The 13026-nt window shown below is 60.9% G+C and carries 10 protein-coding genes and 1 tRNA gene; 4 read left to right on the top strand and 7 right to left on the bottom strand.

Features of this window, described 5'->3' with window-relative positions:
• Positions 1 to 218: 218 nt before the first annotated feature.
• Positions 219 to 1925 (bottom strand): DNA polymerase/3'-5' exonuclease PolX, encoded by a 1707-nt coding sequence (locus A9K71_RS17925; protein ID WP_066998577.1) that lies wholly within the window; start codon positions 1923 to 1925, stop codon positions 219 to 221.
• A 93-nt stretch (positions 1926 to 2018) separates the two neighbouring features.
• Positions 2019 to 3854, bottom strand: coding sequence for a DNA ligase D (gene ligD, locus A9K71_RS17920; RefSeq protein ID WP_066998574.1), 1836 nt, complete (start codon positions 3852 to 3854; stop codon positions 2019 to 2021).
• A 468-nt stretch (positions 3855 to 4322) separates the two neighbouring features.
• Here ligD and A9K71_RS17915 point away from each other — a divergent pair, with 468 nt between their 5' ends.
• Positions 4323 to 4544, top strand: coding sequence for a DUF768 domain-containing protein (locus A9K71_RS17915; protein ID WP_066998571.1), 222 nt, complete (start codon positions 4323 to 4325; stop codon positions 4542 to 4544).
• A gap of 862 nt (positions 4545 to 5406) precedes the next feature.
• Complete coding sequence (locus A9K71_RS30565) at positions 5407 to 5550, top strand: DUF768 domain-containing protein (RefSeq protein WP_082980574.1); 144 nt, start codon at positions 5407 to 5409, stop codon at positions 5548 to 5550.
• Positions 5551 to 6608: 1058 nt separating this feature from the next.
• Here A9K71_RS30565 and A9K71_RS17895 read toward each other — a convergent pair.
• The 3 genes from A9K71_RS17895 to A9K71_RS17885 form a co-directional block, all read right to left on the bottom strand.
• On the bottom strand, positions 6609 to 7613 hold the full coding sequence (locus A9K71_RS17895) for a manganese catalase family protein (protein ID WP_348626997.1): 1005 nt from the start codon (positions 7611 to 7613) through the stop codon (positions 6609 to 6611).
• Between the two features lie 79 nt (positions 7614 to 7692).
• Positions 7693 to 7923 (bottom strand): hypothetical protein, encoded by a 231-nt coding sequence (locus A9K71_RS17890; protein WP_066998556.1) that lies wholly within the window; start codon positions 7921 to 7923, stop codon positions 7693 to 7695.
• Positions 7920 to 8108 carry a DUF3606 domain-containing protein gene (locus A9K71_RS17885; protein ID WP_066998553.1) on the bottom strand — a complete coding sequence of 63 codons (189 nt, stop codon included), beginning with the start codon at positions 8106 to 8108 and terminating at the stop codon, positions 7920 to 7922. Before A9K71_RS17885 ends, A9K71_RS17890 begins: the two co-directional genes overlap by 4 nt.
• Positions 8109 to 9491: 1383 nt before the next feature.
• Here A9K71_RS17885 and A9K71_RS17880 point away from each other — a divergent pair.
• Both A9K71_RS17880 and A9K71_RS17875 read left to right on the top strand, forming a co-directional pair.
• Positions 9492 to 9566, top strand: a tRNA-Thr gene (locus tag A9K71_RS17880).
• A 380-nt stretch (positions 9567 to 9946) separates the two neighbouring features.
• Complete coding sequence (locus tag A9K71_RS17875; protein WP_245299673.1) at positions 9947 to 11377, top strand: NAD-dependent succinate-semialdehyde dehydrogenase; 1431 nt, start codon at positions 9947 to 9949, stop codon at positions 11375 to 11377.
• Between the two features lie 66 nt (positions 11378 to 11443).
• On the opposite strand, the gene A9K71_RS17870 is transcribed toward A9K71_RS17875, so the two are convergent.
• A complete protein-coding gene (locus tag A9K71_RS17870) occupies positions 11444 to 12190 on the bottom strand; it encodes a GGDEF domain-containing protein (protein ID WP_245299664.1) in 747 nt (248 codons plus the stop codon).
• 256 nt (positions 12191 to 12446) lie between these two features.
• Positions 12447 to 13026: thermonuclease family protein (locus tag A9K71_RS32105; protein ID WP_197504247.1), on the bottom strand; the 580-nt coding region annotated here is incomplete at its 5' end.

Genomic DNA, 13026 nt, shown 5'->3' with positions numbered 1-13026 from the left:
TGGCGCAAAATAGCCGCCAATGTGCTGGGCGCGAAGGTCAGCTTTCAGTTCAATTATTCCACAAGCGGTTCTACCCCTTCCGGCCCCCTTCCAGGCATTTACAGGCCTCCAATTGCCGAACTAGGCCAAAGCTGCTGACGTCGAAACTAAGCGCTAATCTATGCTTCGAAAGCCAACACTAAGCGCTAACCTATGCTTCGAAAGCCAGGACCTCGAGCTCATGCGACAGCTTTCGGCCCAGACGAACGGCGCTTGCCGCCGGTCTTGGACTCGCGCTTGCGCTTTGAAAGGTGCGCAAGCAGGGCCGCCGAACCCATCGCGTTGAGAACCCGCGTCCTAGGCACGCCCCCCTTGCGCGCCATCTCGACACCCCAATGCATGTGGTCGAGTTCTCGGATCGAATGAGCGTCCGGATTGATGCTGAAGATGCAGCCGTAGTCGAGTGCCTTCTGATGCCACCGCCAGTCGAGATCGAGCCGCCACGGATGCGCGTTGATTTCGACAGCGACGCCATATCTTGCGCACGTTCTGAGGACCTTGTCGACGTCGAGATCATAGCCGGGTCGACGCAACAGCTGGCGACCGGTCATGTGTCCGATGATTGTCGTGAAGGGGTTCGCGATTGCCTCAATGATACGCTCCGTCTGCTCTTTCTTCGGCAACTTGAAGCGGCTGTGCACGCTCGCCACAACGAAATCGAACTGCTCCAAGACGTGGTCCGGATAGTCAAGCGAGCCATCAGCCAGGATGTCTGCCTCAATGCCCTTGAGGATACGGAATTTTCCACCATACCTCTTGTTCAGCCGATCCGCTTCGCGGTGCTGCTCAGCAATCTCCTGCAATGTGAGGCCGCCCGCGTAGTGCGCAGACTGCGAATGGTCGGCGACACCATAATACTCGAACCCGCGCTCACGGGTCGCTTCAGCCATTGCCTCAAGCGTCTCGGTGCCATCGGATGCGGTGGTGTGAGAATGCAGGATGCCATTGAGATCTTCATCCCGGACAAGGGTAGGGAGTTGCCGCCTCGCTGCCCGCTCAATCTCGTCCCTGCCTTCGCGCAGTTCGGGTTCGATGAACTGCAGGCCCAGCGCGTCGTAGATTTCCACCTCTGTCAATGATGCGATCAGCTTTCTCCCGCGGTACAGACCATCGGGTCTGAGGGCGAACCCTCTCTCGGCAGCGTATATCTTCAACTGCTCAAGATGGGCTGCCGAACCGGTAGCTTCGAGGAAGCTCGCGCCAAAGTGCTTCTTGTCCGTTACGACAAGCCTGAGGGTGGACTGCTCGATTTCGGTCCGGTTCTTCCCCTGCGCGACCAGCGCGAGGTCGGCAACAAGTTCGCAACCACGTCGGAAATCACCGGCGATTTCCACGCGCGAAAACTCGGGGTGCTCCTGCTTCACCGACATGACCGCATGCTCAAGGAGGGCGGCGGCCTTGTGCAGGTGAAGCTGTGTTTCGCCGCTTCGAGCGATAGCCAGGTTCTGCAGGATTTTAGTCTGAAGCGAAGCGCCGAGGCCTTTGATTGGCCGGATGCGATCTGCCTTTGCCGCCGCTTCGAGCTCAGCCAACGAGTTCACGCCGAGCGCCTGATGAAGCTTCAGTATCTTGTCGGGCCGAAGCCCGGGTATGGCAAACAGCTCCATTACACCCGCCGGCACCTCCTCGCGAAGCTTCTCAAGGCGTGGATGCGTGCCCGACTCGTAGAGCTTGCGCACAATGTCTGCGATAGCGTCACCGATCCCCGGGATCCTGGTGAGGGCGCCGGCGGCGATGATCCGGTCAAGCGGCTGCGACAGCGCAGTCAGACTATCCGCCGCGCGCATGTAAGCCTTGGTGCGATAAGGATTGCCCCCGCGCAGCGACGAGCGATGTGCGTATTCCCTTAGGAGACTCGCGACGGTCCTTGAATCGGGTTTTGCCATTGTCGAGGCAAACGGGGCCAATCTCCGCAGGTTCCAATCAAGCAAGGGCAGCGAAGAACTCCATGCTTGCTGCCGTTTTCCCGGACTGGGGCGCTACAGATTCGGCAACGATTGGTCGGCGCGACCCCATCCCGCCAGAGCTTTGGAGGCTGCGCGTTTCTTCAATTCAGGAGCGTCGCCGACGTGGAAATGCGAGGGCGCATCAATCGTCTTCATCTCCGCCCAGGTGATCGGCGCCGCGACAGGCGCGCCCGGTCGGGACCTTGCGCTGTAGGGCATGATCGCGGTCGCCCCGCGTTGGTTGCGCAAATAGTCCACAAAGATGCGACCCTTCCGGCGCGCCTTCGACAGCGCGGCCGTAAAGTGGGCCGGATCGCTCTGAGCGACCGCCTGAGCGAGGCGAGAGGCGAAGTTTTTTACTTGCGACCACTCGGCCTGAGGGGTGAGGGGCGCGATTACATGCACCCCTTTGCCTCCCGTCAGCATCGGGAAGGTCGTAAGTCCCAACGACTTCAGAATATCACGAAACTGGAAGGCAGCCGCGCGGACAGCTTCGAAATCGAGACCCTCATCGGGGTCGAGGTCGAAGACGAGGCGGTCGGGCTTTTCGACATCCTCGATCCGAGCTCCCCACCCATGCAGCTCGATCGTTCCCATCTGGACGCAGATCATCAGCCCAGCGGCATCGTCGACATAAAGGTATGGCTCCTCGTGGCCGTCCTTTTCGGTGATACCCACTTGGTGAACTTTGTCGCCGAAGCTCCCGGCATCATGCTTCTGGAAAAAGCACTTCTTGGCCCGGCCCTGGGGGCACCGAACCAGACTGATCGGCCGATTGCCGACCCAGGGAAGCATGATCTCCGCGACGGCCGCGTAGTGGTCGGCGAGCTGGCCCTTTGTGATATTGGACTCCGGATAGATCACGCGGTCACGGTTGCTGATGGCGATGGTGTGCGCCCGCGACGTGGTCAGATTGGCCGTCCGACGTTCCGTCTCCAGAACGACCGCCTCCGGCTTCTTGTCTTCGCGTAGACCGAGGTAGCTCGGATGTCTCAGCGTTCCTTCCTTGGTCATCTCGGTGAAGGCAATCTCCGCGACCAGCTTGGGGTAAAGCCAATGTGCTCCGCGAACTTCGGCTCGCGGCGCCTCGACGGTCGCGGCCTTCTGCTCGAGCGGTGCCATGATCTTCATGAGACGGAAGAGTTCAGCTGTATCGAAGCCGGTGCCGACTTTCCCGGCATAACGTAGCTTGCCGCCGTCATGCACCCCCAGAATCAATGACCGGAAGGCGCGGACCTTGTCGGACGGCGTCCAGCCGACAATTACGAATTCCTGCCGCTTGATGCACTTGATCTTGAGCCAGCTTCCGCTGCGGGCTGCCACATAGTGCGAATCGGCGAGCTTCGAAACAACTCCCTCGAGACCGGCTGCGCAAAAGCGTTCGAGCAGCTCTTCTCCGCGACCGAGGATATGATCGGAATAGCGAAGGATCGCGTTCTTCGCGGGCAAAATTGCCTGGAGCTTCTCCTTGCGTTCAAGGAGCGGGCGCCTCGTGAGATCTTCGCCATCGAGCTCAAGGAGATCGAAGGCATAAAAATCGATAGTGGCTGGCGCACCCTTTAATGCGTTCTGAAGTGCCTGGAAGTTTGATCTTCCGTTCGCATCGACAACGACGGCCTCGCCGTCGATCAGAGCGGAGCGGACCTTGAGCTTGCGGGCTTCCGAAAGAACGGAAGGAAAACGCTGCGACCAGTCCAGACCAGAGCGCGTGTAGGCACGCGCTTCCCCACTGCCGACACCAACGAGAATGCGGTAGCCATCGTATTTCATTTCGTGGATCCAGCGGTCGCCGGCAGGGACGGTATCTACGAGCGTTGCGAGCTGGACGGGCCGAAAAGTGGGCAGCGATGAATTGGTTTGGTCACGCATATGCGACTTCGCTTGAGGAGCGCTCGACCCAGGGATTGCCTTACGCGACGTTGGCTTCACCACTCTCACGCGCCCCAAACCCAAGACGAAGTGGCTTAATCGCGTCCAACGCGCGATTGCTTCTTTGGTTTCGTTCCGGGGGGTTGAGCTTGTCTCCATTATTGCTGAGTCCGTGTGCCTGCCTGCAAGCCCGCAGCGGTATCGTTGCCCTAGACGGCAAGTATGCGGACCGCCCATCACGCTTCGGAAGCAGCTCCGCGATCGCCTGCATCAGCTCGTGCAGAACACCAGAGTGGCGCCTCCCGCCGATGCCCCCGCGCCCATCATCGACCCGACGGTTGAATGGGTGAAACCGGGCAGCATAACAGCCTGGGTCCGCCATCTTAGGAACAGCCAAAGCTACGGCAGGGTGCCTTGCAGAGCATCAGCGAAGAAGGAACCTAAAGCCGCCTTCCGGCTTCTCTCGCCATGACCACGCGCGGGATCAATTTCTTAGACCGGTGGATGGCGGATCACCTGCCGAATGCGATCACGGACGATTCAATGGCCATCGTTTACCTCGTCGAAGAGGCCCTGAAAGCTGCTGAGCGAGAAGGCATTAGCCCCGACGAGATCAGCGAGGAGGTTGGCACAGTCTTCGAAGTGATCCTCGATGCGATGCAGAACCGAGAAGGCGGCTTGGCGGCCTGAGGCTCCTGTGGAGCGATGCGTTGACTTAGGAAATGTTAATGTCGGCCGCTGCAAAGGCGGCGCATAAATGCCGACCTGCCCTGGCTCGCAACACGGGGTAAGAGGCCCGGCCTGCCCCGCTCTAGTCGCTCCCCGACTTCCCCGCTCGCAGGCCGGGTCGGCTCAGCTTCAACTGATGGGTAAACTGCAATCGGAGCGGCTCGCCAGGTCATTTGAACGCGTACCTGTTAACAACCCCGTCTGCCTCATGCGTGACCCGGATCCAGCGCTGTTCGTCACCGGGTACGTTCGTGACCTCCCTGCCCGTGGCCGTTTCGGCTGCCACCCATGGAGTATTTGCACTGACGGTACGACTACTCACAACGATGTCCCCATCCATCTCTTCCACGCGATAAACCTTCATGTGCAACCTCTGCTCTATTCATCCCGTATCTGAACAGAGATCCAGGAAGCTTAGTTCCTGGACGAAGCGGCGACCCGAAGAGCGCGGGTCAAAAGACGATGCCCGTCACCCCAGGCAACGGGATGGCGGGCATCGATCTAGCGGCTGCCGACGAGGGAAGGTGACGCATTTCCTCGCCGGCTCCATCCAATGCAATGGCGAGGATTTAGTTTCAGCGTTGGGACCAAAGCGTCAGTTGCTCCGACTTCGGTCGCATCGGGAACCTTCCGCACGTCGGCAGGTTTGGTTCCGCGGCGCGATTCATCCCGAGGCGCGCCGATGGGTTGCGCGAGACCCCGGAGCCCCGCTCGTCCTCACGAGCGGGCGCTTGCATGTGATGCTGCCGAACAAGGAACCTAAGATCGCGGCCGGCTTTTCCACCGCATGAGCGCGCGCGCTTTGGAATTTCTGGACCGATGAATGGCAGACCATCTGCCAAACGTGAGCACCGACGACCCAGGGGCCATTGCCGATCTTGTCGTTGAACTCCTTGCCTCTGCCGGGCGTCAGGGCATCGCGCCCAAAGAGATACATGAGGAGGTCGACAGCGTTTTCGCCTTGTGAGCGAGGCGATGCAGCACCGTGGGGGCGGCTTGGCGGGTTGCCATAGAATCAGCAAACTGCGTTGCGATCGGCCCTGGCTCAACATGTCATGATTTGGCCCCGTAAAAATAACGGCATGTCGGCGCCGCGGCACGATGTAGCCTAGACATGGAGTGCCCGGCCTGCCGAGGAGTCGAGGAGACCTTGGCGCACAGGCCGGGCTCTTACCCCGTGCTAACCACGGCGGGGCAGAGCTGCATTATGCGCCACCGTTCAGTGGTAGGCATCCGCCTTTTTAGTAGTAGCTAATGAACAGCCCGCCGCAGCTAATAGCGTAAGCGACGGGCTTTTTAGGTTGCCACTGAGACGGCTACATTCCTGAAGGAACCGACCGCTCATTTGGTTAATCGCTGAGGCCTGAATCCGTTCCACAACGGGACCGTTTTGTGAGATAATGGCAGATGCCTCGCCGAGGGCGGCGGTCATGTCATTGTCGCGTTGCGGTGGCGTCTACGGGCCCGCTGATCTGGACATGCTCCAGCGGGTGTTTAACCGGTTGTGCGACGAGCGACGACTGGCCAAGAAGGATCGCGAACAGCGGGAATGTTTGGCTAGGGAAATCCTCCAAGCTTTTGATGATGGCATCACCGACGAAGCTGACCTGCTACGAGCGCTTTCTAAGCGACGGAGAGCGTAGCGCGCCTGCGGCCTCGGATCATTCGCGTGGGAAAAGTCAAACGCTGGCTATGGCTGAACGCTTGTCTAGCTCGGCGGCTTTATCGGCTAAGCCTCAGGTCGGCCCCAATTGGAACGGCTACGCGCCTCAGAGAAGGTCCGACAAAAAAGAGCCCTCACACCGGCAGGCTCTTTCAATCAATGTGGTCGCGGCGCAAGAGCTTCGTGCACTAATGCTTTCGGCCACGGTCACCTCGGGCTCACGCTCGCACCGATCACTGCCCGGCTAGTCGGCGAGGTCCTTTCACGGAAAGCATCGCACGCCTTTGGCTGGTCCCGGTTCCTCTAATCGCGAACCAGGGAACCGCCCTGTTCGGCGACGTTCTTGAGGCTCCATGCAAAGGCTACCTGGTTTTGCGAGTGGCGGCCGCTGCCCGCGCCGGCGCCTCCTGGATGTTGGCGGCGCCGCCCATGTCACCATTCTTGGTGCGGCCGGCCCCCGGTCCTGCTCCAAGGTCGGCGCCCGTCATCGGATCGGAAGCCGGGTCCGAGAGTGTCCGCTCCGCCATATTGGCCGCGACTTTCTTGTCCTTGGCATTTAGCTTGACACTCGCCATCCCGTCGCCGCCGTCGGCAGGCATCACCTCTTCGAGATTGTCGATGCGGTCCCATTCGCCTCCCGAATTCCAGGGTCCCGTGGCGTCTCCTTCGCCCTGCGAGGTGTTGACGTACATGCTGGCATATTTCTCGATGCCCGGTAGTTTGCCCGTCGGGAAGTTGTTCTCTATCGCGTACAGCGCTTTCTCGAAGGACTTCTGGTGGGCGACTTCGCGCGTCATCAGAAAGCCGAGGGCATCCTTGATGCCGGGATCATCGGTGATGTTGATCAGTCGCTCGTAAACGACCTTGGCACGAGCTTCGGCCGCGATGTTGGAGCGCAGGTCCACCGTTGGTTCGCCGCGAGAATCGATATAGGCGGCGGTCCAAGGCACGCCGGCCGAGTCGCACAATGCGGGTCCGCCGCCAAACAGGATTGACTCCTTGGCCGTTGTGCCGCTGGCGCCAACCATCAAATACAGCTCAGCTTCCTTCATTTGCCCCTCGGCAAGCTGCGCCTTGAGCCCCTTGTTCAGCATTGTGACAATAGATCCGACCACCTCGAGGTGGCTTAGTTCTTCGGTCGCAATGTCGAGCAACATGTCTTTCCGGCCGACATCATCCTCGCCCAGCCCTTGGGTGAAATAGCGCATAGCGGCGGCCAACTCGCCATCGGCTCCGCCGAATTGCTCCATTATCATGCATGCCAGTTTCGGATTCGGCTCCGACACACGGACGGTGTATTGCAGTCGCTTATTGTGCATGAACATGAGGGTTCTCCAGGGTTGGGATACGTCCGAACCACTTTGCATCAGGAATGTTCCTTGACACCGCGATGCCATACCTTGGCGCGAGAGGCGGCGAGCGTCACGCCTTGAGCATGCAGCCAGTTCACTCGAACATTTCGAAGATCGCACGAGCTTTAAGAACCCGGGCACCCGCTTCATCCCGAACATCGACGAAGAGTTCGAGCCGGTCTTCGATCGGAACAATCTCGGCCGCCATCTCGGCCAATGCCGTCGAGGCCTCCCGCCTTACCGCCTGCATGTCATCCAGTTCCGCGCCGGTTTCATCGGTCACGTGAGCTGAGCCGTTGAACGTGTCGAAGAAGTAGCGGCTCATCGAGTGCCTAGCGCCTTTGCCTCACGCTCTAGGGTCTCGCGGTCATTTCCATGCCTGGCGATCAGCTCGCGGACCTGAGGGATCGAGAGTCCGAACTTGCTGGCGAAGTAGCCGACCTCATACTCCTGATCCCCCGACACACGGTCGCGATCGCGCGCATCGCGTTTGCTTTTGTCGTCCGCCATGGTTCCGTTCCTCCTCTCTGGCCTAAGGAAAGACGGACGAGGCGAGAATGTTCCTCCTATCCGCTTGCGGGCGCGCCAAATCGGCAGGTCGATCCCCTTGGGTGTTGCCGTCAGGTGGCAACATGAAGCCCGTCGCTTACGCTGATTAGCCGCGACGGGCTTTTGATTAAGGTAGGCCAAGTGCCAGCCGGCGAAAGGCGCATCATGCAGACTTGCCCTGCCAAACGGGGCGAAGCCCGGCCTTGCCAGCCCAATGGGCCCCGACGCCTGCAGGCGGCGCACCCCTGAGGCTGTTTGCCGGGCTCTTTATTAGCTAAGTCTTAGAAAATGTTAATGTGGGTCGCTGCAAAGGGCGCATAATGTGTATCTGCCCCGGCTCGTAACGGGGTAAGAGGCCCGGCCTGCTCTCCACGTCCCCAGCCCACCCCGCGACAGGCCGGGTCCTCCTGTCCTGAGCTAGGCCCGCTCCGTCTTTCCTCTCTGTCTGAATAGGGAACATCGCGACGGGTAAGCGGTTATGGATTCGACGGCGCGGTTGGTGTCCCAGTTCTATCCGAGCCGTCTAATAAAAAGCAACGAGCCCGCTCGACCCTCCCACGAGCGGGCTCTTGCCGTTCTGGTGCTCTCTATCCTCGAGGCCTATATGGCCAGGCATGGGTAACGGCTGGACGCTTCAGGAGCTGATCAACGCGGGCATGTCCGTCACAGCGGGCTGTCTCGATTGCCATCGTCATCACTCAAGTCGTACTCTAGCATTTGGTGGCCAGCGTACAGCTCGCGGATCGCCGGCTCGTTGTCGTAGGAGACAACCCACGGGATTGTAGGATCCAGCTCGACTATCGAATCGCGAAGTGTTCCGTGGTCCTCCGGGCGATAGAAGTCGAGCTATTCGGTCCGAAACGGAAGACAGGGCAAAGAGGTTATGTTTCTTTCTGACTGTCTCAAACCGGCTTCACTGACCGACGGGGGCTTCAAGCCGCCCCGACGCAACCAGAGTTCAACCTGGCCTGTTAACCGGGTCAGCAACGGGCTTAGGCTCCAGGAGCAGATCCGGCCGCGCCAGCGCGAGATCTCGGCGCCTTCAGGCGGTGTCGGTGCCACCCGCTACCCGTCGGTGATCGGGGTAGGGCGATCTTCGAAACGATTGCCATCGCCTGGTGGTGCGAGAAACCTCTGTACGGGGCTCTATTCCAATTCGCATCCAGAATGGCAACGATCCGGCAACAAAAACGGTGTAGCTCTCGGCCAGCTGGTGTAGGCTGGAGCACGTGCCGAGCCCGTTTGGAACCACATTGGCAACATCGAGCCAAAACGGCGCAGGGTGTGAAAGGGGGCCGCTACGCCTTGCAATTCAAGGCGTCTGCGGTTATTCAGACGCCCGTTGCTGCGGTAGCTCAGTGGTAGAGCACTCCCTTGGTAAGGGAGAGGTCGAGAGTTCAATCCTCTCTCGCAGCACCAGCCTATCCCTTTGATTGGGAATAACTATCTGACTTTCTTGGTTTTTTCGGCGCCTGTCTGGTACACAGGGGTGGTGTTAGCTCGAGACTGTCTAGACCCTGGGCGATGGAAGACGACCGGCGTCTATTACCTTCGACAACGCGCCCCTCCAATTTGAAGATTTTCCGCTGGACGGAAAGGTCGGTATTCCCGTGGCGAAGACCACAAGAACGGTTAAAGCTGGGAGACCCAAGGCCAAGAAGCGCCAACGATCACGCTCAGTCCTTGAGAGGCGCGGACGTGCGGAATACATCTTGGCCTTCTGCAAGGTCAGCCTTTGAACGAGGAGACTGGTATTGCCCCTGTGCCTGCCGATCCTGCGCCACCTGAAATCCCCTGAGCTGTTCGGCGCTATCGACCGTGTGCCGGCGCTTGGCACGCCGGTTGGCGGGAGCACGTTCGAGGTCTTCAATCCATCGACGGGCGAATTGCTGGCGGAACTTCCCGACATGGGGATTGCGGAGACGCGCGCGGCGATCGACAGGGCCTATGCCGCACAGGCCGAATGGGCGGGGCTGACGGCCCGGGAGCGCAGCGAAATGCTGTGGCAGTGGCATCAACTGATCGTCACCCACACCGACGATCTCGCGGCGATCCTCACCGCGGAGATGGGCAAGCCGCTCGCCGAAGCCAAATCGGAAGTCTCGCATGCGGCGGCCTATCTGCAATGGTATGCCGAGGAGGCCAATCGCGTCTATGGCGAGACGATCTCGGCACCGTCGACGGACCGCCGCATGCTGGTGATCAAGCAGCCGATCGGCGTCGTCGGCACGATCACACCATGGAACTTTCCCGCATCGATGGTGGCGCGCAAGATCTCGCCGGCGCTGGCGGCAGGCTGCGCCATTGTACTTAAGCCTGCCGAACAGACGCCGCTTGTCGCAGGCGCCATGTTCGCGCTCGCCGCCGAGGCCGGCTTTCCCGATGGTGTCGTAAATCTCATCTATGCTTCGGAGGGTGCCGCGGTGGGGCGCGAGCTCTGCCACAATCCCAAAGTGCGCAAGATCAGTTTTACCGGCTCGACCGAGGTCGGACGCCTGCTCATGCGCCAGTGCTCGGACCAGATCAAGAAGGTCAGTCTCGAGCTGGGCGGCAATGCGCCTTTCATCGTCTTCGACGACGCCGACATCGATGCCGCCGTGGATGGGGCGGTCCAGGCGAAGTTCCGCAATGCCGGCCAGACTTGCGTTTCGGCGAACCGACTTTACGTCCAATCGGACGTTCACGATGGGTTCGTCGACAAATTCGTCCGGCGGGTCGGCGAGCTTCAGGTCGGTGACGGTTTCGATCCCGGCGTCGCCATCGGCCCGCTGATCGACAGCCGGGCCCTCGCCAAGATCGAATCCCACATCGCCGATGCCGTGGCAAAGGGCGGCGCGATCCGGTGCGGCGGAGGCCGGATTGCCAGAGACGGCACGTTTTTCCAGCCGACGGTCCTTACCGACGTCTCCAGCGCCATGACGGTGGCGCGGGAGGAGACATTCGGGCCGTTGGCCCCCGTCATCCGTTTCGAGGATGCCGATCAGGTCGTGCGTGAGGCCAACGACACCATTTACGGACTAGCCGCGTATTTCTACGCATCCAACCTGAAGCGCGTCTGGCGTGTGGCGGAGGCCCTGGAATACGGCATGGTGGGCATCAACACCGGGCGCATGTCCTCGGAAGCAGCACCCTTCGGGGGCGTCAAGCAGTCCGGCATCGGGCGGGAGGGGTCCCGCCACGGCCTCGAGGATTACCTTGAGATGAAATATCTCTGCATGGGCGGCATCTGAGACGCAGAGATTTGAACCGCAGCCCACGCCAGGTTGCCGGCGGGGGTTGGCTGCTGATCGCGCCGCTCAGTTGTTGAAATGGGACAAGTGAAAGCCGGTCTCGTCCTGCAACTCGGATAATCCTTCCTCGGCCGAGCGGAACATGTCTTCGAAAGCCAATTCATGCTCGAAGACGACGCCGCCAACGCGGATGGCGAGCACGTCCTTGTCGCCTTTCGGCGCGAAATAGATCTGCCCGACCGCTTCCCGGACGCGCTTGCCGATGTCTTTGGCGTCCTCCTCGGTCGCGCCCGCGAGGAAAACACCGAACATCGCCGTTCCGATGCGGCCGATCAGATCCTCCTTGCGGACCGAGGACCTGATGGCGGTGGCGATCAGCCGCAAGGCTTCGTCGCCCCATTCGAGGCCGAAGCGCAAATTGATCGCCGATAGATGCTCCGGATGGATGACGAGAAAAGCGCCGGAGCGCGGCCCGGCCGGTCTGGCGGCTCGCCTGTCGACCATCGACGTGAACACGGCCCCGTTGAGGCAGCCGGTCAGATGGTCGTAGGTGCCGGATCTGGTGAGCTCCTGCCGGTAGCGGCGGATCTCGACTTCTCTCCAGCCGAGCAAGGCAAAAAGCGGCAGACCGATGATGATGGGCAGAAGGGCGGCCGTGATGACGCTGCGGCCGAACGGCGTCAACGCATCGCTGAGCAGCAGCAGATAGTTGAGGCCAAGCGACAGGCCGACGCAGCCGGCGGTGCCCAGGAGCGACAGCCAGACGACATGCTTCCAGGCCCCTGCCGGCGCGGTCTCGTTTTTTATGCTCACTGGCCAATCTCCTGTTGGACGCATTGGCTTAAAGGCGGTGTGTTACGATTTCCGTTTCAGCGAGGCCTACAATTTGAAGGAAATCAGTGTCTTTCTCCTTGGATATCGTCGGCGGCTGCGGCCCGGTTCTCGCTTCGATGTGATTCGGTCGCTGAAACCGGGTGAGCGTTTGGTAGGATCGCTGAGCTGCCTTAACCATTCCGTTTTTACGCAATGCCGGGCAGGGAAGGCCGTTGCGCGCCTTTCCGGGAATGGCCTATTGCGGCGGACCGAAGATGCCCATCTCGGCAGCCCTGGCGACGGATTCGGCTTTGCCGTAGATGCCCGAGGCGGACGCCATTGCCCAGCCATTGGCAACCAGCCAGGCGCCGACATCCTGTTTGCCGAGCATGCACGGCGCGGCGATGGCAAAACGGTCGGCATCGGGCGGCAGGACGCATTTGAGCGCCCGGCCGCGCAGCCAGGCATTGAAGGCGGCGCGGGCGCGCTGCCCGCAGGGCCAGATGACGTCGCCGAACGCGCAGGTTTTGGCGGGATCGACCTCGATGGTCCCGCTGACGATCACCCTGCGCCCCATGGCCTCGAAGATCGCCGACGAGGTGGCGATCGGGCGATAAAGCAGCGTCTCATGCCAGTCCTGCGGCATCGGCGTCTTCGGCGGCACGGCGAGGCCGAGCTCGCCGAGCGGAAGGCGGGGCTCGATGCGCTCGATTCCCGCCACGTCGAGCGGCGGCGGCGCGATGAGGTGCTCGGCTATCCTGCGCGCCGGCTGGCCTGGCCGCGTGTCATGGACGGCGATGCGAGAGGCAGGTCGGGCTTCGCTCGCGACCTGGGCG

It is taken from the genome of Mesorhizobium sp. WSM3873, assembly GCF_001672445.1.
In the GTDB taxonomy this organism is placed as follows: Bacteria; Pseudomonadota; Alphaproteobacteria; order Rhizobiales; family Rhizobiaceae; genus Mesorhizobium.
The sequence above is the reverse complement of the archived record's forward strand: the minus strand, read 5'-3'. Positions and strand labels throughout refer to the sequence as shown.